Below are 25135 nucleotides of genomic sequence, written 5' to 3'. Positions count from 1 at the left end.
CATTATTTATATCTGCATTCTCATTATTTCTCTATAAGCATCTACTACTTTATTTCTAATACTCATAGTCAATTGCAAAGCTATGTTTGCCTTCTCTGCGGCTATCGTCACATCATGCAAATTGTCTACTTCTCCAGTGGCCAATAAATTTTTATAATTTTGAGATTCTACTTGTAGTCTATTGACTTCATCTATTGAATTTTTTAGATAATCTCCAAAAGAAATTTCATTATTTTTCTCGTTCTTTATATCCTTATTTAAAATAAAAGTAGCATCCTTATTGTGTTGTATTGGATTTATATTCACGATTTAACCCTCCTATTTTCTACCAATTTCAAGAGACTTCATGAGCAACGCCTTTGTAGCATTCATAGCTGTAATATTAGCCTCATAAGCTCTCTGTGCATCTATCATGTCTACCATTTCTTTTACAGGTTCCACATTACTCATCTTTACATACCCATTTTCATCTGCATCCGGGTGACCTGGTTCATAAACTAATTTAAAAGGACTACTATCTTCAACTATTTTGCTAATTACAACGCCTTCATTATTTACCTTATTAAGTTTGCTTGATAAATAGTTTGAAAAAGGATTCAGTTTTTTCTCCTGAAATACTACCATTTGCCTCCTATATGGCATACCACCAGTACCTCTGGTACTATTTACATTTGCTAAGTTTTTAGATATTATATCTATTCTTGTCTTTTCAGCTGTCAAAGCCGAAGCACTTGTATAAAAAGAATCAAACATTCCCATAATTACTTGCTCCCTTCTATAATAGCATTTTTAACTTTTTCATACTCGTCAGTAATTTGTCTGACTAATGCATCATGCATTATGACATTTTTAGATAATTCTGCTGACTCCGTGTCAATATTTACATTGTTGCCATCAAATCTGTAAGATGTACTTTTATCTTCAATAATCTTTGGAACAAACTCTGTTTTCATTCCAAGGCCCTTTATATGCTTTTCATTAGTAGTCACTAGTCTTTGTTTGTTTTCATAAAGCTCCTGTTTCAAATAGTCTTCAAACACTACTTCTTTTCTCTTGTAATTAGGAGTATCTACATTGGAAATATTTTGTGAAATAATTTTATTTCTAGTCCAAGTTCCATTCAATGCTTTTTCTAAAATATTTGTACTTGAATATAATTTCTCTAGCATATGAATTCACCTCTAATTTTTTAGATTATCTGCTTTGAAAATATACTTCCATAATAATATGTTATATTATTATGGAACATTTTCTTACTATGTTTTGTAACAAATAAGCCATATTTACATTATACTATATATTTCAATCAAATTTCTTTTACATCAACTTATTTCTACATTATACAAGCATATATTCTACATTATAATCAAAAACCCTTTTAGTTACTACAAATTTGTACAACATTTTTTATTTTGGTACATAAGTCCTAGCTTTTCCAACTAATGAAATTCAATATTTAAAACAAAAAAATAGTAGGTAAATCTACCTACTATTCCCTAGCTTTTTTAAGCTCTTCAATTAATTTATCATTTAATATTTTTATATGAGTACCTTTCATTCCTAAGGATCTAGACTCTATAACCCCGGCACTCTCAAATTTTCTCAGTGCATTAACTATTACTGATCTAGTGATACCAACTCTATCTGCTATTTTACTTGCTACCAGTAGACCTTCATCGCCATCTAATTCATTAAATATATGTTCCATAGCTTCTAATTCAGAATAAGACAATGTACCTATGGCCATTTGTACTACTGCTCTTTTTCTAGCTTCTTCTTCAATCTCATCATTTTTAGATCTGAGTATTTCCATTCCTACTATTGTAGCACTATATTCTCCTAATACTAAATCATCTTCTGTGAAACTTCTTCCAAATCGAGATATTACTAATGTCCCTAATCTAACTCCTCCACTATTTATTGGTATTATAGTGGTTATCTTATCAGGATAGTCACATTTTGAAATTTGATCAAATACACATTCTGATATTTCTTCAATATTTTCTCTGGTTTCACTGACTTTCAACAACTGATCATTGTATTCCTTGGGAAATCTCTTTTCTTTTACTATTTCACTTTGAATTATATCACAATCAAATCCAGTTGATAATTCATATCCAAGCACTCTTCCCTTTCTGCTTGCTATATAAACATTTGCATCTAGTATCTCACTGAGTATTTTGCTTAATTCAGGAAAAGATACAGGTTTTGAACCAGAACTCTGCAATGTTTTATTTAGTCTCCTCGTTTTTTGTAATAAACTTTCGCTCATATTAATCCTCCTCTTATAATATGTATTTTGATATGTCTTTTTGTTGTAAATCATTAATGAATTTTTTCTTTACATATTCAGCATCTATAATGATATTTTTTTCTTCTAAATCTGGTGCATAAAAAGATATTTCCTCTAATAATTTTTCAATAACTGTATGAAGTCTTCTTGCACCAATATTCTCATATTGTTCATTTGAAATATAAGAAAATCTAGCAATTTCTTCTATAGCATCTTTGGTAAAAGTCAAATTTATATCTTCTGTTTTTAACAAAAGCTGATATTGTTTAATTAAGGCATTTTTAGGCTTTGTTAATATTTCTTTGAAATTCTCTTCAGTTAAATTGTCAAGTTCAACTCTTATAGGAAATCTGCCCTGAATTTCTGGAATTAAATCACTTACTTTTGAAACATGAAAAGCTCCTGCCGCAATAAAAAGTATATGATCAGTTTTAACAGGACCATATTTTGTAACAATTGTACTTCCTTCAATTATAGGTAAAATATCTCTCTGTACACCCTCTCTTGATACATCTGGACCTGATGAATAATTGCTTCCTGCAATTTTATCAATTTCATCTATGAATATTATGCCACTTTCCTCAGCTCTCTTAATTCCCTTTTCTACCACTTCATCCATGTCTATGAGTTTTTGTGCTTCTTGTGCTTCTAATATTTTTCGAGCTTCTCTCACAGTTATTTTTTTCTTTTTCTTTTTCTTTGGAATAAGATCTTCAAGCATATCATTCATATTTATATTGAATTCTTCTATACCAAGCTCACTAAAAAATTCTACTGTGGAATTTAATGACTCTTCTAATTCTATTTCAACAAGTTGGTCTTCTAATTCCCCTCTTTCAAGACGTTTTTTCAATTCGTCTCTATTATTCTTTATATATATATATTCTTCATTTTTATCATTTTTATCATCAACTTCCAAATTTCCAAACAACATTTCTAAGGGATTATCAGTACTTCTTTTTTGCTTTGGATAAGGAACTAACAATTCAATGATTCTATTTTCGGCTATAGCTTTACCTTTATCAAATACTTTTATGATTTCTTCTTCTTTCACGATTTGAACAGATACCTCTACCAAATCTCTAACCATAGAATCTACATCTCTACCTACATATCCCACCTCAGTAAATTTAGTTGCTTCAACTTTGACAAAAGGTGCCTGTATAAGTTTCGACAATCTTCTAGCTATTTCAGTTTTCCCAACACCCGTTGGTCCAATCATTAAAATATTTTTAGGCCTAACTTCTTCCTTAAAATCTTCTTCAAGTAAATTTCTTCTATATCTATTCCTAATAGCTATAGCAACAGCTTTTTTAGCTTTTCCCTGGCCAACTATATATTTATCCAATTCTTCCACTATTTTTCTAGGAGTTAATTCTTTCATAGACAATCACTCTCCTCAAATAACTTCAACAGTTATATTATCATTTGTATAAATACAAATTGAAGAAGCTATGTGTAATGATTCTTTTACTATTTCCTCAATAGACAATTCTGAATGCTTGGAAAGTGCCTTACCAGCAGCTAAAGCAAAATTACCTCCAGATCCTATTGCTACAATTCCCTCATCAGGTTCGATGACTTCACCATTTCCTGAAATAAGTAATAAGTTATCTTTATCCCCTGCAATAAGCATGGCTTCTAACTTTCTAAGTACTTTATCTCTTCTCCATTCCTTAGCCAATTCAACTGCAGCCCTTTTTAAATTACCTCCATACTGTTCAAGCTTTTCTTCTAACAACTCGGCTAAAGTAACTGCATCTGCTACAGAACCCGCAAATCCAATTACGACTTCTCCATTATATATTTTTCTAACTTTTTTGGCTGTACTCTTCATTATAGTGCTATCACCCATAGTCACTTGTCCATCTCCGGCAATAGCTATGTTTTCACCTTTTTTAATGGCTATAATAGTTGTTCCCATCATCATAAAAACCACACTCCTATAAGCATCACTAGACCAATGAAATACTATCACATTTTCTACATAACTGCAAGATTATTTCATGTGGTATTTTCAGAATATTTAATCTTGTTTAAATTATCAATCTATATATAGACTACTACATTTTTCTATAAAAGTACAGAACTAAATTCATATATTTTTTTTAACATTTTTCTCTACTTTTGAAAAACCACAAGATTTGTCTATACACTTAACAGTTGTACTATTTTTATTTCTTTTTTGAACAAGTAAACCTCCACAATTGGGACATTTTTCTTTAATTGGTCTATCCCAAGATACAAAATTACATTTAGGATAATTGCTGCATCCGTAAAATAATCTACCTTTTTTAGATCTCCTTTCCACTATTTTGCCTCCGCACAATGGACATTCTACATCTAATTCTTGCAAAAGAGGTTTGGTATTTTTGCACTCTGGATATCCCGGACAAGCCAAGAATTTTCCATACCTTCCATATTTAACAACCATATTTCTTCCGCATTTCTCACATATGACATCAGTAACTTCTTCTTCAATTTCAATTTTATCAATTTCTTCTTCAGCAACTATTAAGTCCTTGCTAAAGTCCTTATAAAAGTCTTCAACTACCTTTTTCCATGGATATTTGCCATCTGCTACATTGTCTAGCTTTTCTTCCATTTCCGCAGTAAACTCCTCATTTACTATATTTTTAAAATATTCTTCTAATAATTCATTGACTAAAATACCCAATTCCGTAGGCTTAAAATATTTATTTTCTAATACAACATATTCTCTACTTAAAATAGTACTTATGGTAGGTGCATAAGTACTAGGCCTACCTATTCCCAACTCTTCCAATGTCTTTATCAATGTAGCTTCTGAATATGAAGCAGGTGGTTGAGTAAAATGTTGTGCTGGTTCTAATTTATATAATTTCAATTCTTCTCCTTTGTGCAAAAGAAAAGTCATCACCTTATTATTATCCTTTTCATTTATATTGTAGACTTTCATGAAACCCTCAAACTTTATTTTAGAGCTTGTAGATTTAAAAATGTATTCTCTGCATAAAATTTTTATTGACATAGTGTCATATATAGCTGAACTCATTTGACTAGATACATATCTCTCCCATATAAGTTTATATAATTTATATTGATCAGATGATAAGTATTCTCTAATGTTATCTGGCACTCTTCTAACAGAGGTAGGTCTTATAGCCTCATGAGCATCCTGAATGTCCCCATTTTTTTTATTTTTGAATTTTCGTCCTCCATTAGAATATTGTTTGCCGTAATTTTCCACGATAAATTCATCTGTGTCCTTTATGGCCCCGTCAGAAATTCTTGTAGAGTCAGTTCTGATATACGTTATAAGACCTATAGTGCCATCTTTTTTTAAATCAATACCTTCATACAATTGTTGAGCTACCATCATGGTTTTTTTGGTAGAAAATCCAAGTCTTTTAGATGCATCTTGTTGCAATGTACTAGTAGTGTAAGGGGGATATGGATTTCTTTTCTTTGTTCCTTTTTTCACTTCATCAATGTAGTATTTCTCATCTTCAAGACCTTCAAGTATTTTATCAACTTCTTCTTTGGATTTTAATTCCATTTTTACTTCTTTATTTTCTATAATTTTCCCATAAAAATCAGCTTCAAGCATTTCGTTATCTTTATCAAAAATACCTTTAATACTCCAGTATTCTTCTGGTATAAAGTTTTCTATTTCCTTTTCTCTATCACATATTAGTTTAACGGCTACAGACTGAACTCTTCCAGCACTCAATCCCTTTCTGAGTTTTTTCCATAAAAGAGGGCTTATTTTATATCCAACTAATCTATCCAACACTCTTCTTGCCTGTTGTGCATCTACTAAGTCCTTGTTTACTGGCCTTGGTTTTTTTATAGCCTCAGATACTGCTTCCTTAGTTATCTCATTGAATTCAATTCTTATAGGCTCATCTTCATCTAATCCCAATAAATGGGATAAATGCCAAGATATGGCTTCTCCTTCCCTATCAGGGTCAGTTGCTAAATAAATTTTATCTGCTTTTTTAGCTACATCTTTAAGCTCTTTTATTACTGGTCCTTTACCCCTGATAGTTATATATTTAGGATCAAAATTGTTTTCTATATCTATTCCTAAACTACTTTTAGGCAGGTCTCTTACATGACCTACAGATGCCTTAACGGTATATTTTTTCCCCAAAAATTTTTCAATAGTTTTTGCTTTTGCAGGTGATTCTACTATAACTAAATTTTTTCCCAAATTTCGCACCTCCAGAGTATAAATATATTTTACAATTATGACAGTGTATATATTCTGCCTTGGAGTTCCTTAACTATTCCTTTTAACTCAAGAATGGTCAAAGTACTATTTACAGTAGATATATCCAATCCTGTCATATATACTATATTGTCACAATGAGTAGGTTTTTCCTTTAAGCAATTTACAATTTTCATTTCAATTATACTTAAATCCGAATAGCTTGCATCTTTTTCTTGCATAGATGTAGGTTTTTCCTTCAACTCATAAATCTCCTCTAAAATATCCTCTATATCTAAGACAATCTTGGCACCGTCTTTTATTAAGGTATTCGTTCCCCTGCTAAACATACTATTTATATTCCCTGGCACTGCAAAAACTTCTTTTCCCTGTTCCATGGCATGCTCTGCAGTTATCAAAGAACCACTTTTTTCAGTAGCTTCTATCACTATTACACCCAATGATATTCCACTTATTATACGGTTCCTCAATGGAAAGTTTGTAGCATAGGGTTCAGTACCAATAGGAAATTCAGATACAACAACTCCATTTTGAGATATTTCGTTATATAAATCTTTATTGCTCTTTGGATAAATAACATCTATTCCACTGCCAAGTATGGCAACAGTTCTACCATTTCCATTTAACGCACCTTTATGAGCGCAAGTATCTATACCTTTTGCCATTCCACTGATAACCGTTATACCTAGTTTAGCCAATTCGTGCGAAAATTTTTCACTGGCCCATTTTCCATAAGCAGTAGCTTTCCTAGAGCCTACAATTGCAATAGATAAATTGTCTTCTTCTATGAAATCTCCCTTACAATATAAAACCATAGGATTGTCATAAACATATCTTAAGTTAATTGGATAATTTTCATCAAGTACTGTAATCACATTTATTCCTAATTCATTTATTTTTCCCAACACTTCATCTAGTTGATTAGGGTTTCTATGAAAAATAATTCGTTTCTTTATCTCTTCAGTAATACCTTTTATGCTCATGATTTCAGAGCTATTTGCTTGCCAAATATCAGAAATATTTTTAAAATATTTTAGTACTTTTTCAACAGCCCTATTTCCAATCTTTATATTATTTAACCATATAAGTGTTTCCCTATTGTTGAAACTATTCATCTCTTTACCCCCAATACTTTTTATCTAAACTCCTGTATTGAATAGCTTCTAAAACATGTTTTTCCATTATGTTTTTTTCTCCATCTAAATCTGCAATAGTTCTAGCCACCTTTAGTATTTTATTATAACTTCTAGCACTAAATTTAAATTTTTTAAATGCTTCCTTCATGATTTTTTCTGCACCACTATTTAGTTTACAATATTTTTTAATATTTTTAGAACTCAATTGACCATTAGAATAAATTCCTTCATTCCTATATCTTTCAATCTGTATTTTTCTTGCTTCATCAACCCTCTTTTTTATATTCTTTGAAGACTCAGCCTTTATATTTTTTTCTAAGTCGGAATAATCTACAGGCATGACTTCAGTATGTATATCTATCCTGTCTAATAGCGGATTACTTATTTTACTCAAATATTTTTCAATACTACTTTCAGAGCAGGTACATTCATGATAAGGGTCTCCAAAATAACCACACGGACATGGATTCATACTAGCCACTAGCATAAATTCAGCAGGATATGAAAGTGTTGCATTTACTCTAGATATGGTCACAAAACCATCTTCCATAGGTTGTCTTAAAACTTCTAGAACATTTTTTTGAAATTCGGGTAATTCGTCTAAAAACAATACACCATGATGAGCCAATGAAACTTCTCCAGGTTTAGGCACCCTACCTCCACCAATTAAGGCTGTAGCTGATGCAGTATGATGAGGAGCCCTAAAAGGCCTTCTACTTACTAAAAACTCATCATTAAGCAATCCTGCAACACTATATATTTTAGTTATTTCAATTGATTCCTCAAAAGTCAAATTTGGAAGTATGCTAGGAAGTCTCCTAGCAGCCATAGTTTTTCCTGAACCCGGAGGCCCAATTATAAGTATATTGTGAGATCCAGCTGCAGATACTTCTAATGCTCTTTTTAAACCTTCTTGCCCCTTTATATCACTAAAATCATCAGCAAAATTATCATTAACATCAAATAAGTCTCTTATGTCTTTTTTATAGTATTCGATTTTGAACTCTCCATTTAGATACATTATCAATTCATTTAAATCTTTTATAGGTATAATATTTACATCATCAATTACTCCGCACTCATCTCTATTGTCGTAGGGCAATACTATATTTTTTATATTCATCTCTCTAAGAGAAATAACCATAGGGAGTGCCCCTTCGATTTTATTTATCTTTCCATCCAGAGAAAGTTCTCCTAAAAATGATATCCCATTTAAATCACAATTATTTACAACTCCCATTGCCGACAATACACCAATTGCAATAGATAAGTCCATTTGAGAACCTTCTTTTTTTAAATTGGCAGGAGCTAAGTTAATTGTGATCCTATTTAGTGGAAACTCATACCCACTGTTCTTTATAGCAGTCCTTACTCTTTCTTTAGATTCCTTTATAGCCGTATCGGGTAGTCCTACTATATTAAATGTGGGCAATCCTCTTGATATATCTGTTTCAACCTCTATAATAAACCCATTAAGTCCCTGAAGAACACAAGTTTTTACTTTTGAGTACATTTTTAACCCCTTTTCTAATTTATTTAAATATTCAATATATTAAAAACAGACTAAACCTCTTTCCCAATTAAACAAAAGCATCCTCAAAATGATTTATTTTATTCTCTTTTCCCAGATAAATTTCTATTATATCAAATCTAAATTGAAAGTTTTTTAAATTATATTGCTTTATATAACACAATGCAGTATTAATAATCTTCGTTTGTTTCTTTTTATTTACTGCTTCATAAGCATAACCATAATTGGTACTTGTTCTAGTTTTTACTTCTACAAACACTATCAATTCTCCGTTTTTAGCAATTATATCAATTTCGCCCATTTTATTTCTATAATTTCTTTCTAATATAATATAATCCTTAGACATCAAGTATTTGCAAGCTATTTCCTCTCCTATAATCCCTTTTTCTATATTATTATTCATCTACATCACCTTTTTTCTTATCTAAATAATAAACAAATGCAATTATTTCTGCAACTACTTCATACAATTCAGGTGGAATTTCTTGTCCAATATTTAATTTAATTAAATCATCTATGACATTTTCATCTTCATAAATATTTATATTCTCTTCTTTTCCCTTTTCTATGATTTTTTCTGCAATATACCCTTCACCTTTTGCTATCACTGTTGGAGCTACAGATTCTTTTGTATATTTTAATGCAACTGCCTTCTTTTTTTTATCATTACCCATAATTACACCTTCACATCTAAAAAATAATGAGGTTCATGATTTTCAATTAAGGTATCAATAAGGTTAAATTTTTCATCTAATACATAGTTTATAGAATTTAATCTATACCCTTTTTCATTTAATTTATAGGTCAAATACTCCTCATTAGATTTAAATAAATGAACATTGTCATTATCCAAACTAAAATTCAAATTTATCAAATCATCAAATACTTCGCAATATACTCTAACATTACCTAAATACTTCATATTTAAATTTATAAAAAGATTTACTTTATCTTTCCCAGTAAAACTTTCTTTTTTCTTCTTTAACATAGTAATAGAACTTTCTTCTTTAAAATTTTTTATTTCTATAGGTATATAGACAAAAGTCATTTTTTTATTTATTTCATTTAGAAAATCTATTTTATATTCCAATTCTTTTATATTTTTCTCAATATTTTTGTCTATATTGGAACTTTCTTTAATAATATTATTTTCTAAAATATTTTTTATTTTTTTTATTTCATTTCCCAAATCATTATAATAATCTTTAATAGCTACAGCATCTTCTTTAGAAAAATTAATGTTTATTTTCCCATTATGAAATACTTTTTGCATATCATGTTTTTCATAAACATTTTCCCCATCTTTTACTTCAATGATATTAACTATATTTAAAAGCTTTTCAGGTATAAGCTCTTTATTTTCCATGATATCATTTAAATTTTTTAAATTATTAACTGATACATCTATTTGATTTTTTACTAAAAAAGTTATGATTTTTATAAACTCACTGGATACTTTATCATTAGGCATTAAATTTCTTATTTCATCATATATAAAGTTCAAATTATTCTTTTCAGGATATTCGTCTTTCCCTACTATTATGAAATTTTTAACATCCTCTTTTAAAGGATCTAGACTATCATTAAAAAGTATTATCTTTTCATTTAGGTTCTTGTTAAAAATATTTTCAAGCTTGTCTATAATTTTTATTTCCCTATTTATAATCTCCCTATTTATAGGAACATTATATTCAAACAGTGTCTCTACCAATTCTCTTGTAGTATCATCTTCTAACATTCCGTATTCTTTTAATATTCTATTTATCACTTCTTCTTTAATATTATCATTTTTATAAAAATGATTTTTATTTGAAACTACTTTCTGGGCACTTTCATCTAATGAAGGTACAAGCTCTATTTTACCGTTTTTTGTAGATTTTACAATAAAACTTATATTTTCTCCTTTTAAGTCAGAAACATCTAATCTATTTTCAGCTCTAATCAAGCCAATATCTTCAATATCTAAAATTACATATTCATCTAGTATATCAATTATTTCTCCATTTACAATACTTCCCTCTTTTAATATACTATTGTTCAGTTCAAATATGAAATTTTTCAGTGAATAAAAATTATCTATTCTCATTTACTTCACCTTGATATTATATCACTAAATAATATTTTTCAAAAAAGTTAACCTGTGTATTGGGGAAGGACCAAGCTTTTTTATAGCTTCTCTATGTTCTTTTGTCCCATATCCCTTATTTTTTTCAATAAAATATCCTTCATACTCTTTTCCCCAAATATTGCATAGTCTATCCCTATAAACCTTAGCTATAATAGAAACACAAGAGATTCCAAAACATTTTTCATCCCCCTTTATTATGCTTGTCTGTGGTATATCTAAATAAACCTCTTCAGCATCTATTAAAATATAATCAGGTATAACAGTATTCCCATTTTTATCTTTTAAATTAAGTACTGCTTTCTTCATAGCAAGTCTAGTACTTTCCTTGATATTTATTTGATCTATGGTATTAGGATCTACCCGTCCTATGCCTACAGCATACGTAAATTCTAATATTTCATCATATAACTTTTCTCTTTTTTTGGGAGAAAGCTTTTTTGAATCTTTAACTCCTTGTATGAATGCATCTTTAGACATAATAATAGCACATGCCAGCACATCACCTGCTAATGATCCTCTTCCCACTTCATCAATACAAGCAATATAATTATATCCCTTGCTCCAAAATTCATTTTCTATTTCAAACATATATATTCCTCCAAAATTAAGGCAATTCAAGTGTTATTCTTCCAATTCTACCTTTCCTAAAATCATCTATAATAATATTGCTAACCTTTGTAAAGTCAATTTCTTGTCCTTTTCCTATGCATCCTCTATTTTGAGCAATATTTTCCACTATTTCATATGTTGTTTTTTCATGGACATTTATATTATATCTATCTTCTAAAAATTGAGGATAAGTTTCAACTAATCTTTCAACTAGTTTAAATGCTAAACTTTCTATATCTAACAGTTCATCTTTTATAGCTCCAGTAAAAGCCAAATTAAGGCCTACGCTTTCATCCTCAAATTTAGGCCACAGTATACCCGGAGTATCTAATAATTCTAAATTTCCTTTAAGTTTAATCCATTGATTACCTTTTGTAATCCCAGGTCTATTTCCAGTTTTTGCTCCTTTTCTACCTGATAAACTATTTATCAATGTAGATTTTCCTACATTAGGAATACCAACTATCATGGCTCTAATAGGTTTATTTTTGATACCTTTTTTCTCTAATTTAAGCTTTTTTTCTTTCATGAGTTCATTGGAAATATTAATGACTTCATTGAGGCCTCTATTATTTAATGAATCTACTAGTACTGAGGATATACCTTTATTCTGATAATATTGCTGCCACTTCATATTTCCTTCATGACTGCTCAAGTCCGATTTATTCAATATGACTATCCTTGGTTTATCCCCTACAATGCTATCAATATCCGGATTTTCACTACTTATTGGTATTCTAGCATCTAGTAATTCATATATAATATCTACTAATTGTAGATTTTTCTTTATAGATTCTTTAGTTTTTTTCATATGACCTGGGTACCAATTTATATTCATTATATCACCAGCCTATTATATAAATAAATATTGGGACTTGTCTAGTCCCAATATATTAATAGTTTGTCTTCTCTTTAACTTTAGCTGCTTTTCCTTGTCTTCCTCTTAAATAATACAATTTTGCTCTTCTTACTTTACCTTTTCTTGTTACAACAAGCTTTTCAATTCTTGGAGAATGTAGAGGAAATGTTCTTTCTACTCCAACACCATAAGAAAGCCTTCTAACTGTGAAAGTTTCTCTAGCGCCTCCACCTTGTCTTTTTATAACAGTTCCTTCAAATACCTGAATTCTCTCACGTGTTCCTTCTTTGACCTTGTAGTGAACTTGAACTGTATCACCTACGTTAAATTCGGGTATGTCTTTCTTGATTTGTTCATCTTCAATCATTTTAATAATATCCATGCCTAAACCTCCCTTCTCCCTAGACGTTCTTATCCTTTCGACAGAGGACCGTCCCTTATACCATTACCTTGTGTATTATAGCACATGTATTGTAAAATTACAACTAAATATTATTTTTATATTCTTCAATAATTTTTTCTATCATTTCTTTTTCTTCAGATGTAAGTTCTCTTTTTTTTAATAAATCTTTTCTATTTAAATACGTGGCTTTTAGAGACTCATATCTTCTCCATTTATCAATTTTTTCATGATCTCCAGATAAAAGTATTGAGGGCACAGAAAAATCTCTAAATTCTCTAGGTCTAGTATACTGAGGGTATTCTAGCAATCCATCATAATGCGATTCTTCCATAAATGACTCTTCGCTACCTAGCACCCCAGGAATAAGCCTAACTATAGAATCCACTAGAAGCATGGCTGGAATTTCGCCACCTGTCAATACAAAATCTCCTATTGATATTTCCTCATCTATATAGTTATCTATTATGCGATTATCTATACCTTCATAATGACCACAAAGTAAAATTAAATGTTTTTCTTTGGACAATCTATTAGCCATTTCCTGATTGTAAACCTTTCCTTTTGGCGAAAGATATATCACTACAGAATCATTTTCTTTAACACTTTCTATAGCTTCATATATTGGTTCAGGTCTCATAACCATGCCTGGACCTCCACCAAAGGGATAGCCATCAACTTTTCTATGCTTATCTTTAGAAAAGTCTCTTATATTGGTAGACTTGAGTTCAACCAAATTTTTATTCACTGCTCTCCCTATAATGCTCCATTTGAAAATTTTCTCAAATATTTCAGGGAACAATGTCAAAATATCTATTTTCATTCTATCAACCCTTCAATAGGCTCTATAACTATCTTTTTTTCTTCTATACTTATTTTTTTTACAAATTGCTTTACTGCAGGTATTAAATGTTCTTTATGGGAATGCAAATCTTTTACTACATATACATCATTGCTTATATTAGTCAAAACTTCAGTAACTATTCCTATTTCATTGTTATTGGTATCAATTACTTTGCAGCCAATAATATCAAATATAAAATAAGTATCATCTGGAAGTGATATTTTGTCTTTTTCGTCTATATATAAATATTCATTTTTATATACTTCAACTTCATTTATATTATTGTACTCTTTAAACTTTAGTATCACCAAATTTTTTTGATACCACGTTTTTTCAATAGTAACTTTTACCTTTTTATCCCCTATATATAAATTTTTAAGCTTTTCAAATCGATTTATATCATCAGTTAGAGGATAAACCTTAATCTCTCCCTTAATTCCATGAGTGTTTGTAATTTTCCCAACTTGTATAAAATCCATAATTTCACCTACCATATAGTAGAAAAGGGATTAGCTTTCTAATCCCTTACTGAATAATCTCTACAACTACTCTCTTGTTCTCCTTTATAGCAGCTGCTTTAACCACTGTTCTAATAGCTTTTGCTATTCTTCCTTGCTTACCAATTATTTTCCCCATGTCATCTGGGGCTACTTTTAGTTCAATAATTACTGACTGAGTACCTTCAACCTCATTGACTTCAACTGCATTTGGATCATCTACAAGAGCTTTAGCAATCATTTCTACTAACTCTCCCACTCATTTCACCCCCTAAAGGAATTATTCTTGGCTTTTATTTTCATTTAATTTTTCATAAATTCCAGCTTCCCTAAAAAGTCTTTCAACTGTATCTGTAGGTTTAGCACCATTATTTAACCAATTCATAGCTTTTTCATCGTCAACCTTTACAATTTTAGGTTCTGTTAAAGGATTATAATATCCTATTTCTTCTATGAATCTTCCATTCCTTGGAGAACGGGAATCAGCAACTACAATTCTATAAAAAGGATTTTTCTTTGCACCCATTCTTCTTAGTCTAATCTTAACTGCCATTTTCTCACCTCCTTTAAATTTGAATATCATCTATTAAAAAAATGGGAAACCAAATTTCCCTTTTTTCTTGATTGTCTTTTCCATATCGGTAAATTTTTTCATCATTTTTTTTGTCTCTTTAAATTGTTTTAATAGTTTATTTACTTCTTGAACTGATGTACCACTACCATTAGCTATTCTCTTTCTTCTACTACTATCGATTATGGATGGATCCTCTCTTTCTTTTGGAGTCATAGACTGAATAATGGCCTGTATCCTATCCAACTCTTTTTCATCTACATTCAAATCTTTTAACTTTTTAGTATTGACACCTGGTATCATACCAATTACTTCATCTAATGGTCCCAAATTTTTCATCTGTTCTAATTGATCTAAAAAATCATCAAAGGTAAATTGCTGATTTCTGATTCTCTTTTCAAGTTCTTGAGCCTTTTTAGCATCAAAAGATTCTTGGGCCTTCTCTATAAGACTTAGTACATCTCCCATACCAAGAATTCTTGACGCCATTCTATCGGGATGGAAAGGCTCCAATTGTTCCATTTTTTCTCCCATACCAGCAAATTTAATTGGTTTTTCAGTAACTGCCCTTATAGATAGTGCCGCTCCACCACGAGCATCTCCATCTAACTTGGTCAAAACAACCCCAGTAATATCTAGTTTTTCATTAAAAGTCTCTGCTACAGTTACAGCATCTTGTCCTGTCATTGAGTCCACTACTAATAATATTTCTCTTGGATTTACTGCTTCTTTAATATTTTGGAGTTCTTCCATCAAATTTTCATCTATGTGAAGTCTACCTGCAGTATCTATTATAACAATATCATTTCCATTTTTCTTTCCATGCTCTACTCCAGCTTTGGCAATATCTACAGGGTCGTTTTTATCTCCCATGGTAAATACCGGTACACTTACTCTCTCTCCAACAACCTCTAGCTGCTTAATAGCTGCTGGTCTGTATACATCACAAGCCACCAATAACGGCCTTTTATTTTGTTTTTTAAGAAGTAATGCCAATTTCCCTGCAGTGGTAGTTTTACCTGCTCCTTGAAGCCCACACATAAGTATTACCGTTGGCGGATTTGAAGAAAATTCAAGCTTACTTTCACTCTCTCCCATCAACTTTGTCAATTCTTCATTTACAATCTTTATCACTTGCTGTCCGGGAGTCAAACTCTCCATCACCTCTGAACCCACTGCTCTTTCTTTTACATCATTTATGAATTTTTTTACTACCTTAAAATTGACATCTGCTTCTAGAAGTGCTAATTTGACTTCTCTCATAGCAATATCTACATCTTTTTCAGTAAGTTTCCCCTTGCCTTTTAATTTTCCAAGAGCATTTTGAAGTTTTTCTGATAAACTTTCAAATACCATCACATACCCTCCTGGTCATTTTCTAATATTTCCAAAGCAATTTTTTTAATATTTTTAGCTTGTTCTTTTGTGTATTCATGTTTTAAATTTTCTGCACTTTTTTCAATCTCATTTGAATATTTAAGTATGATTTTTATCTTTTCTTTGGTAAAATCAAATTTTTTAACTAGTCCTAATGTCTCTTCATATTCATATAGTTTATTTTCGGCCCTTTTCAATGTATCATATACACCTTGTCTACTAATACCCAATTCCTCCGCAATTTCTCCTAGCGATAAATCATGAATATAATAAAATTCAATAATTTGATATTGACTTTTGCTTAAAAGTTTCCCATAAAAATCAAATAATATTCCAATCTCAACTATTTTCTCTACCATAGCATCACCTTACATAAAATATCACTGTCAAGTAATAAACTTGACAGTGATATTTTATTATATATCTCTCATTTTGTCAACGCTTTTTTAAATAATAGCTTCTACAAAACTTTCTGGATCAAAGTTTTGTAGATCATCTATACCTTCACCTACTCCAACTAATTTAACTGGAACATTCAGTTCTGATTGTAGAGCTATAACAACTCCTCCCTTTGCAGTACCATCAAGTTTTGTAAGCACTATTCCAGTAATGTCACAGACTTCTTTAAATACTTTTGCTTGGAGTATAGCATTTTGCCCTGTAGTTGCGTCAACTACTAACAATACTTCTTTTGTTGCTTCCGGATATTCTTTTTCAACCACTCTGAAAATTTTATTTAATTCATTCATCAAATTTTTCTTATTATGCAATCTACCAGCTGTATCGCATATCAAAACATCACACTTTCTAGCTTTAGCTGCTTGAATGCCATCATAAATCACTGCAGCTGGATCTGAACCTTCACTATGAGCTACTATATCAACATTAGCTCTATTTGCCCACTCCTCTAATTGTTCAATTGCAGCTGCTCTAAAAGTGTCTCCTGCAGCTATTAATACTTTTTTTCCATCTTTTCTTAAATTGCAAGCCATTTTTCCTATAGTAGTCGTCTTTCCTACACCATTTACTCCTACAACAAGCATGATTGCTGGTGATGGTTCTATTTTTAATTTTCTATCTACATCCACCTTATTTAGTGTATCCTTTATTTCTTGCTTAAGATATTTTTTCACATCAATTGGATCCTTTATTTTATTTTCCTTTACATTAGTCTTTAAATTATCTATTATCTCCATAGTAGTTTCTACACCTACATCTGATGTAATAAGTATTTCTTCTAATTCATCAAATAGTTCCTCATCAATTTTCCCATAAGATTTTAACATACTGTCAATTTTATCTGTCATTCCCTTTCTAGTCTTGGCTAATCCCTGTTTCAATTTAGTAAAAAAATCCACTTTTTCTTCTGAATCCTCTTGTTCCATCAAATCATCATCTTTTAGAACATCTTCATTTGCTTTTCCAATTTCTTCGCCCTCAGCAATTTCATCTTCAACTACATCAATTTCTTCATATACTTCTTCCTCTTGTTCATTTATCTCTTCTTCAATATCTTCTTTTTTCTTTTTTTTGAATATATCAAAAAATTTCGCCATATCTTTTCCTCCTCATCTCCTAGCTAGCTTTTTCTTTCATTTTGTCAGAAAGTTTTACTGAAACCAATCTACTTATTCCTTCTTCTTCCATAGTTACACCATACAATGTATCAGCAATTTCCATAGTTCCCTTTCTATGAGTTATCATTATAAATTGAGTATTTTCTGAAAAACTCTTTAAATACAAGGTATATCTTGTAATATTTGCTTCATCCAATGCTGCATCTATTTCATCGAGTATACAAAATGGTGTAGGTTTAGTTTTTAATATTGCAAACAAAAGAGCTACAGCTGTAAGGGACTTTTCTCCACCTGATAAAAGAGAAAGACTTTGAAGTTTTTTCCCTGGTGGCTGTGCAATTATTTCTATTCCACTTTCAAGAACATTTTCTTCATCTACCAAATATACATCAGCTTTTCCTCCACCAAAGAGTTCTTTAAAAACCAGTTGAAAATTTTCTCTTATCAAACTAAAGTTTTCTAAAAATTGCTTTTCCATCTTACTTTCCATGTCTTTAATTACTTCTTTTAGAGATTTTTTGGCAGAAAGTAAATCATCCTTTTGAGTATTAATAAATTCAAATCTTTCCTTTACCTTTTTATATTCTTCTATAGAACCTAAATTTACAGTACCTAAATTTTTAATATCATTTTTTAGTATCCTTACTTCTCCTTCGACTTCTTTAAAGTTTTTAATTTCGATTTTTAGTCCTAGAGCTTCTTCATAATTTAATTCATATTCTTCTTCTAATCTAGAATTATAGTTTTCGATCTGAACACTATATTTAGCATATTTTACATCTAAATTATTTATATTTTTTTCAAGTAAATTTATCTTTTCGTCCATTCCTTTTAATTTTTCTTGTTCATCTGTGAAATTTTCCATAAATACTTTTTTGTTTTCTTTCAATTTATTTAAATTGAGTATACATTCTTCTAGGAGTTTTCGATTGGCATCTATATCTTCACAAATTTCTTGCCTAAATTTATTAACTTCTTGTATTTTAACACAATTTTCATCATATTCCATATCTATTTCATTCAAAGTATTTAAGATATCTGAGCATTCTCTATCTATATATAATAACCGTTCTTTGGAAGATGCTACTGTATTATCTATAGAATTAATTTGAATTTTAAGTTCAGTTATCTTATCTGTCTTTTCTTGTCTTAAATTTTTTTGTCTTTCAAAATTCTCTACCATCTCTTTTATACTGTCTTTTACTAAATCCCTGCCTTTTTCTAATTGTACAATATCATCTTCTAAAGAGCTAACTTGAGAATTAATATCTCCAATTTCTTTATTTAAATTTTGTATTTCAACTAAACATTTTTCTATTCTATACTCATTTTTTTTCATATCTGATAATATTTGATCTCCATTGTTCTCAAGTTGTATTATTTCTATATTCATAGATTGAATTTTTTCATCTTTTCCCTTAATAAAATTAGATATATTATATAGTTCTGTTTTCATTTTATCTGCTTTTCCTTCATTGAAATTCAATTCACTTCTAATAGTCTGAATTTCTTCAGATAAACTTGTCATTCTGTTTTTTCTATTCAATATATTTGTGCTATTTTTTGACATACTACCTCCAGTTATAGAACCACCTGGATTTAAAACATCTCCATCTAATGTAACAATTCTAAACGAATATCCATGTTTTTTAGATAATTTTATTCCACAATCTATATCTTTAACAACCAATGTTCTTCCTAATAAATAATCAAAAATACCGCTATACTTTTCATCATATTTTATCAAATCTGACCCAATTCCTATTCCACCTTGTTGCTTTACTTCTTCCATATTTATATTTAGCCTTTTGCCCTTAACTGCAGATAGAGGTAAAAACGTAACTCTACCTAAATTATTTTTTCTAAGATACTCAATAGCAAATTTTGCATCTCCTTCAGTATTAGTAACTATATTTTGTAAACTAGAACCCAAGGCCACTTCTATAGCCTTTTCATATTCTTCATCTACCTTTAATAACTCCCCTATTACACCAACTATTCCATTTTCTAATCTAGGCTCTTTTTTTGTTGACAATAAAAGGCTTCTTACACTTTTATAGTACCCTTCATAATCTTCTTCCATATTTTTTAATAAGTTATGATTTGATATTTTCCCCTGCAACAAACTCTTATCTTCATTGATTTTCTTAAATAGTACCTCATATTCTTCTTTTAAGTATTCTTCTTTTTCTTGATACTTTTTTTTATCATTTAAAATAACTTTCAATTCTTCTTCTTTTTTTTCTTTTTCTATATTCAATTTATTTGCAATAGATTCCATTTCATCTTTTTCTTTTGATAGAGCATTTATTTCTCTATCTAATTCATCTATTCGTTTTCTTATACTTTCTTTGAAGATTTCCAAACTATTGGCCTTATTTTTTTTATCAGAAAGTGAATTATAAGCTTCAACAATATTGTCTTTTTCTTTATCAATATCTTTTTCTTTTGTTTCTATTTGGCTAATTAACTTTTTTAAAATCTCACTCTCCTCTAAAAATCTATTATTTAATAGAGACAATTCTCTTTTTTTTGTCTCTATTTCATCTATTAGATTTCTTTTTTCTTTTAAAAGTTCTTCTCTTAATTTTAAATTTTCAGTTTTCCCTTTTTTTAATCGTTCCTTTTCTTTTTTATAAAACTTTTCATTCTCATCATATAATATCAATTGATGTTCTTTTTTATCTATATTGCTCTGAATTGAATATTTCTTATTTTGAAACTCATCAATAGACTTATCCATATCATCTATTTGACTTTTAATTGAAAAATACCTGTTTTCAATTTTCTCTTTTTCTTCTGTATAGGCATTTACTTGTTGATTTAAGTCTTTCTTTTGTTTTTCTATATTTATTAACTCTTGCTTTAATCTGTCTATCTCATTTATGAATAAGTTGACTTCTAAAATCTTAAGCTGATTGGCTTTTTTTAAATATTCTTTGGCTATATTTGATTGCTCTCTTAAAGGATCTATCTGTCCTTCTAATTCAAATAATATATCATTAATTCTCAATAAATTCTCTTCGGTTTTCTCAAGCTTTTTTTCTCCTTCTTCTTTTTTAGCTTTATATTTGACTATTCCAGCGGCTTCTTCAAAAATGTTTCTTCTATCTTCTGATTTTGTACTAAGTATTTCATCTACTCTGCCTTGTCCAATAATTGAATAGCCATCTTTTCCTACTCCCGTATCCATAAATAACTCTTTTATATCTTTTAACCTACAAGAATTTTTGTTTATATAGTACTCGCTTTCACCTGATCTAAACATTCGCCTAGTAACTGATACTTCAGAATAATCTATAGGTATAATCTCATCTTTATTATCAAATATTATAGTTACTTCAGAAAAACCCAAAGGTCTTCTCTTGTCAGTTCCTGAAAAAATAACATCCTCCATTTTATTGCCACGGAGAGTCTTTATACTTTGTTCACCTAATACCCATCGTATAGCATCAGAAATATTGCTCTTGCCACTTCCATTTGGGCCTACTATTCCTGTTATTCCATTTTTAAATTCTATCTCTGTTTTATCAGCAAAAGACTTAAATCCTTGTATCTCCAGTTTTTTTAAATGCAATACAAACACCTCTTCATACTTTATCCAAAAAGGTTTCCATAGTGGAAACCCATCTTATTTATATCAATTTATTAGATATCAAATATTTTTGTATAAATTCCATTTTATTTATTTTATCATAAAAATCACTACTTTTGATAAATAAATTTTTATTTGAAATATCTTTGCCATAAATTGTTATTTTCTTTATTTTATATTTTTCTTTTAAATAATTTATATTGTTGGAATTCTGTCCTGCTAAATTAGAAATATCTTTCTTATTGACCTCAAAGATTAATTCATCTATATCATAGAGATTTTCTTGATTAAAATATTCTTCTAATATAATCTTATATATATTAGATTCTACCAATTGCCTAAACGCTGGATGAAAAGGCCCTGCTATAACATCTTTCCCCAATGTTATATTATCCGTAGGTTGAAGCCCTATTCTTATAACATCAATATTACTATAAGTAAAAATCATCAATAAGTCCGTTGAAATATCCACTGCTTCTTCTAGAGATAATGGTTTATATTTATCACCCAAATACATCTTTTCTAAATAAGTATCAACAATAACCAGCGTAGGATAAATTCTGACACATATAGGATCCATTTTTACTATTTCTTTAGCTGTAAACAATGATTTTTCTCTATTATCTCCTGGCAATCCTATCATCATCTGTAATCCTAGACCAAAACCATATTCTTTTATCAATTTAGAAGCACTATAAACAGCTTCACTTCCATGCCCTCTTCCACTATGAAACAAAACTTCTTCGTCTAAAGACTGGACTCCTAATTCTATTATATCTACTCCATATTCCTTTAAAAGAAGAAGTTCTCTTTCATCAATATAATCTGGTCTAGTAGACAATCTTATTCTATTTACAATTCCTTTTTTCTTGTATTTATATGCTACATCTAACAGTTCTCTTTGAGAATCATATGAGATTGCCGTAAAACTTCCTCCATAAAAAGCAATTTCCAATTGTCTATCCATTTTAGGTATAGTTTTTAAATGCTCACTTATTATATTGTCCGCTTTTTCTTTAGTCATATCTGTACTTTTACCTGTAATCCTCTTCTGATTGCAAAACACGCAGTCATGTGGACAACCTAAATGAGGAACAAATATTGGTATTATATAATAATCTTTACTCATATTGAACACCTATCCTATTTAACGCTTCTTTAGCAGCCATTTGTTCTGCTTCTTTTTTGCTTTTTCCTAACCCGCTTCCATAAACTCTATCATCTATAACTGCTACAATATAAAATTTTTTATCATGATCTGGCCCTTCTTCTTTTTCAAGTTTATACTCAATTTTGGATTTCATGTTTTTTTGAAGTATTTCTTGAAGTTTAGTCTTATAATCTATAAATATATCTTCCTCTTTAGAAGCCTTTATAATCTCTCTCTCTATAAGATTAATAACAAAATTCTTCACACTTTTAAAACCTTGATCCAAGTATACTGCTCCTATAATTGCCTCTAATGAGTCTGCTAAAATAGAATCTCTTTCTCTTCCCCCGGTAATTTCTTCACCCTTTCCTAGCAGTAAGTAATCCCCTAAGTTAATCCTTTTAGCTATAAATGCTAGGGCAGGTTCACATACTACTGTAGCTCTCAACTTAGTTAAATCCCCTTCTGGGTAATGTGGATATTTTTTATAGATATAATCACTAACTACAAGACTCAATACAGAATCTCCTAAAAACTCTAATCTTTCATTGTATACAATATGTGACTTTTTATGTTCATTAGCATACGAACTATGAGTCAATGCTTTACTTAGCAATCCTATATCATTAAATCTATAATTTATTTTTTCCTCAAATTCATTCAATTTTTTCTCTCTTTCGTACATTTTTATCAAATTTCTACCCCCAAAACTAGAAAATATTTCTAGAGCCTCGAATATATCGAGACCCATTCAAATGTCTAATCTATTTCACCTATATGGTTTTGAATGTATTCAACTACGTCTCTTACCGTTGAAATTTTTTCAACACTTTCATCTTCTACCTCTAAATCAAATTCATCTTCAATAGCCATAATAAGCTCTACAACATCTAAAGAATCGGCATTTAAATCGTCCTGAAATGAAGAATCCATAGTAATATTGTTTGCATTTATATCAAACTGTTCAGATATTATTTTTTTTAACTTTTCAAATACCATTCCTTACACCTCCTTTCAATAACATCCTTATTTTATACTTGTAAATATTATATTTCAATATTATTTATATCTAATTCTATTTTATTTATTACATCTTCTTCAACCATGATTTTAGCCTGTCTTATAGCATTCTTAAATGCTAATGCATCAGAACTACCGTGAGCTTTTATAACTGGTTTTTTTAAACCTAAAAGTGGTGCACCACCATATTCTCTATAATCAAATCTCTGTTTAAATTCCTTAAGCTGAGATTTTAGCAACAATGCTCCAAGTTTTGATGAAAAATTCTCGGCAAATTGTTCTTTCAAAGTTGAAAAAATTGATTGACCTAAACCTTCAGTAAGCTTAAGTATAACATTACCAACAAAACCATCACAAACTATAACATCTACTATACCTTCTGGTATATCTCTAGCTTCAACATTTCCATAAAAATTAATATTTGCATTTTCAAGTAAATTGTAAGCTTCTTTAACTAAAATATTTCCCTTTTCTTTTTCAGCCCCTACATTTACTAATCCTACTTTGGGCGAAGCAATTCTTAATACTTTTTCACAATAAACAGAACCCATTATAGCAAATTGTTCTAAATATTCAGGTTTAGAATCTACATTAGCCCCTGCATCCAACAATATTGAAACTCCATTTTTGGTAGGATATATAGAAACTATAGCAGCCCTCTCTATGTCTTTAATTCTTTTAACTATAAATATTCCCCCAGCTAAAAGGGCCCCCGTATTTCCAGCAGATATAAAAGCATCGCCAGTACCTTCTTTTAGACTATTTAATCCTACTACCATAGAAGAATTTTTCTTTTTTCTTATAGCTATAGCAGGTGACTCATCATTTTGTATTACTTCATCTGCATGAATTATTTCTATTTTATTTCCATGATAATTATTTTTATGTAATTCATTTTCTAAGATATCTTTTTTACCAACTAAAGCTATATCTACTCCTAATTCATTTACTGCATCAATGCTTCCCCGAACTACTTCTTTAACTCCATTGTCTCCTCCCATACTATCTACAACAATCTTCATTTTTATCCTCCCATGCCAAAGTGATTAACACTACTCTTATTAAATATATATTACATAAAATAAAAATGCAACTAAAAATAATAAAAGATAGTGAGTATATTCACTATCTTTTACTTATTATTCGACTTCTATTACTTCTTTGTTGTCATAATACCCACATGCTCTACAAACTCTATGAGGCAATTTAGGTTCATGACATTGTGGACATTCAACTATTGTTGTTTTTTGTAGTCTATATGCAGAAGCTCTTCTTCTATCTCTTCTAGCTTTAGAAACTTTTCTTTTTGGTACAGCCATGGAAACACCTCCTTAT

Annotated in this window: 28 protein-coding genes; all 28 read right to left on the bottom strand. The window is 29.8% G+C overall.

Going from position 1 to position 25135, the window contains the following annotated elements:
• Positions 1-6: 6 nt before the first annotated feature.
• Positions 7-306, bottom strand: a complete 300-nt coding sequence (gene fliE / locus BUA21_RS09415; protein WP_072744574.1) for a flagellar hook-basal body complex protein FliE — start codon at positions 304-306, stop codon at positions 7-9.
• Between the two features lie 12 nt (positions 307-318).
• Positions 319-759 carry a flagellar basal body rod protein FlgC gene (gene flgC, locus BUA21_RS09410; protein ID WP_072744573.1) on the bottom strand — a complete coding sequence of 147 codons (441 nt, stop codon included), beginning with the start codon at positions 757-759 and terminating at the stop codon, positions 319-321.
• A gap of 2 nt (positions 760-761) precedes the next feature.
• Positions 762-1169, bottom strand: coding sequence for a flagellar basal body rod protein FlgB (gene flgB / locus BUA21_RS09405; protein ID WP_072744572.1), 408 nt, complete (start codon positions 1167-1169; stop codon positions 762-764).
• A 320-nt stretch (positions 1170-1489) separates the two neighbouring features.
• Positions 1490-2272: a GTP-sensing pleiotropic transcriptional regulator CodY gene (codY, locus tag BUA21_RS09400; RefSeq protein ID WP_072744571.1), complete on the bottom strand. Its 783-nt coding sequence runs from the start codon at positions 2270-2272 to the stop codon at positions 1490-1492.
• A gap of 13 nt (positions 2273-2285) precedes the next feature.
• Complete coding sequence (gene hslU, locus BUA21_RS09395; protein WP_072744570.1) at positions 2286-3677, bottom strand: ATP-dependent protease ATPase subunit HslU; 1392 nt, start codon at positions 3675-3677, stop codon at positions 2286-2288.
• 15 nt (positions 3678-3692) lie between these two features.
• Entirely contained in the window at positions 3693-4223 is a 531-nt protein-coding gene (gene hslV, locus BUA21_RS09390; RefSeq protein WP_072744569.1) for an ATP-dependent protease subunit HslV, read from the bottom strand.
• Positions 4224-4388: 165 nt separating this feature from the next.
• Positions 4389-6488: a type I DNA topoisomerase gene (gene topA / locus BUA21_RS09385; RefSeq protein ID WP_072744568.1), complete on the bottom strand. Its 2100-nt coding sequence runs from the start codon at positions 6486-6488 to the stop codon at positions 4389-4391.
• A 35-nt stretch (positions 6489-6523) separates the two neighbouring features.
• Entirely contained in the window at positions 6524-7621 is a 1098-nt protein-coding gene (dprA, locus tag BUA21_RS09380) for a DNA-processing protein DprA (protein ID WP_072744567.1), read from the bottom strand.
• Between the two features lie 4 nt (positions 7622-7625).
• A complete protein-coding gene (locus tag BUA21_RS09375) occupies positions 7626-9155 on the bottom strand; it encodes a YifB family Mg chelatase-like AAA ATPase (protein ID WP_072744566.1) in 1530 nt (509 codons plus the stop codon).
• A 67-nt stretch (positions 9156-9222) separates the two neighbouring features.
• Positions 9223-9576, bottom strand: coding sequence for a YraN family protein (locus BUA21_RS09370; protein WP_072744565.1), 354 nt, complete (start codon positions 9574-9576; stop codon positions 9223-9225).
• A complete protein-coding gene (locus BUA21_RS09365) occupies positions 9569-9847 on the bottom strand; it encodes an EscU/YscU/HrcU family type III secretion system export apparatus switch protein (RefSeq protein ID WP_072744564.1) in 279 nt (92 codons plus the stop codon). Before BUA21_RS09365 ends, BUA21_RS09370 begins: the two co-directional genes overlap by 8 nt.
• Positions 9848-9849: 2 nt before the next feature.
• The gene (locus BUA21_RS09360; RefSeq protein ID WP_072744563.1) at positions 9850-11259 is read right to left on the bottom strand and encodes a hypothetical protein; all 1410 of its coding nucleotides are present in this window, start codon (positions 11257-11259) and stop codon (positions 9850-9852) included.
• Between the two features lie 24 nt (positions 11260-11283).
• Positions 11284-11889, bottom strand: a complete 606-nt coding sequence (locus BUA21_RS09355) for a ribonuclease HII (RefSeq protein ID WP_072744562.1) — start codon at positions 11887-11889, stop codon at positions 11284-11286.
• Between the two features lie 16 nt (positions 11890-11905).
• Positions 11906-12748 (bottom strand): ribosome biogenesis GTPase YlqF, encoded by an 843-nt coding sequence (gene ylqF / locus BUA21_RS09350; protein ID WP_072744561.1) that lies wholly within the window; start codon positions 12746-12748, stop codon positions 11906-11908.
• A gap of 55 nt (positions 12749-12803) precedes the next feature.
• Positions 12804-13151, bottom strand: coding sequence for a 50S ribosomal protein L19 (gene rplS, locus BUA21_RS09345; RefSeq protein ID WP_072744560.1), 348 nt, complete (start codon positions 13149-13151; stop codon positions 12804-12806).
• Between the two features lie 103 nt (positions 13152-13254).
• Complete coding sequence (gene trmD, locus BUA21_RS09340; protein ID WP_072744559.1) at positions 13255-13992, bottom strand: tRNA (guanosine(37)-N1)-methyltransferase TrmD; 738 nt, start codon at positions 13990-13992, stop codon at positions 13255-13257.
• Positions 13989-14492 (bottom strand): ribosome maturation factor RimM, encoded by a 504-nt coding sequence (gene rimM, locus BUA21_RS09335; protein ID WP_233242585.1) that lies wholly within the window; start codon positions 14490-14492, stop codon positions 13989-13991. The genes trmD and rimM overlap by 4 nt, the downstream gene beginning before the upstream one ends.
• Positions 14493-14538: 46 nt before the next feature.
• A complete protein-coding gene (locus tag BUA21_RS09330) occupies positions 14539-14769 on the bottom strand; it encodes a KH domain-containing protein (protein ID WP_072744558.1) in 231 nt (76 codons plus the stop codon).
• Between the two features lie 21 nt (positions 14770-14790).
• Positions 14791-15063, bottom strand: a complete 273-nt coding sequence (gene rpsP / locus BUA21_RS09325; protein ID WP_072744557.1) for a 30S ribosomal protein S16 — start codon at positions 15061-15063, stop codon at positions 14791-14793.
• A gap of 33 nt (positions 15064-15096) precedes the next feature.
• Complete coding sequence (gene ffh, locus BUA21_RS09320; RefSeq protein ID WP_072744556.1) at positions 15097-16437, bottom strand: signal recognition particle protein; 1341 nt, start codon at positions 16435-16437, stop codon at positions 15097-15099.
• Positions 16437-16817: a YlxM family DNA-binding protein gene (gene ylxM / locus BUA21_RS09315; RefSeq protein WP_072744555.1), complete on the bottom strand. Its 381-nt coding sequence runs from the start codon at positions 16815-16817 to the stop codon at positions 16437-16439. The genes ffh and ylxM overlap by 1 nt, the downstream gene beginning before the upstream one ends.
• An 87-nt stretch (positions 16818-16904) precedes the next feature.
• Positions 16905-18014, bottom strand: coding sequence for a signal recognition particle-docking protein FtsY (gene ftsY, locus BUA21_RS09310; protein WP_072744554.1), 1110 nt, complete (start codon positions 18012-18014; stop codon positions 16905-16907).
• A 19-nt stretch (positions 18015-18033) separates the two neighbouring features.
• Complete coding sequence (gene smc, locus BUA21_RS09305; RefSeq protein ID WP_072744553.1) at positions 18034-21612, bottom strand: chromosome segregation protein SMC; 3579 nt, start codon at positions 21610-21612, stop codon at positions 18034-18036.
• Between the two features lie 58 nt (positions 21613-21670).
• The gene (locus BUA21_RS09300; RefSeq protein ID WP_072744552.1) at positions 21671-22759 is read right to left on the bottom strand and encodes an elongator complex protein 3; all 1089 of its coding nucleotides are present in this window, start codon (positions 22757-22759) and stop codon (positions 21671-21673) included.
• Entirely contained in the window at positions 22752-23465 is a 714-nt protein-coding gene (gene rnc / locus BUA21_RS09295; RefSeq protein WP_132995910.1) for a ribonuclease III, read from the bottom strand. The genes BUA21_RS09300 and rnc overlap by 8 nt, the downstream gene beginning before the upstream one ends.
• Before the next feature lie 74 nt (positions 23466-23539).
• The gene (acpP, locus tag BUA21_RS09290) at positions 23540-23779 is read right to left on the bottom strand and encodes an acyl carrier protein (protein WP_072744550.1); all 240 of its coding nucleotides are present in this window, start codon (positions 23777-23779) and stop codon (positions 23540-23542) included.
• Between the two features lie 47 nt (positions 23780-23826).
• Positions 23827-24822 (bottom strand): phosphate acyltransferase PlsX, encoded by a 996-nt coding sequence (plsX, locus tag BUA21_RS09285; protein WP_072744549.1) that lies wholly within the window; start codon positions 24820-24822, stop codon positions 23827-23829.
• A gap of 117 nt (positions 24823-24939) precedes the next feature.
• A complete protein-coding gene (gene rpmF / locus BUA21_RS09280; protein WP_072744548.1) occupies positions 24940-25119 on the bottom strand; it encodes a 50S ribosomal protein L32 in 180 nt (59 codons plus the stop codon).
• Positions 25120-25135 lie beyond the last annotated feature (16 nt).

The organism is Sporanaerobacter acetigenes DSM 13106 (assembly GCF_900130025.1).
GTDB lineage: Bacteria > Bacillota > Clostridia > Tissierellales > Sporanaerobacteraceae > Sporanaerobacter > Sporanaerobacter acetigenes.
The sequence above is the reverse complement of the archived record's forward strand: the minus strand, read 5'-3'. Positions and strand labels throughout refer to the sequence as shown.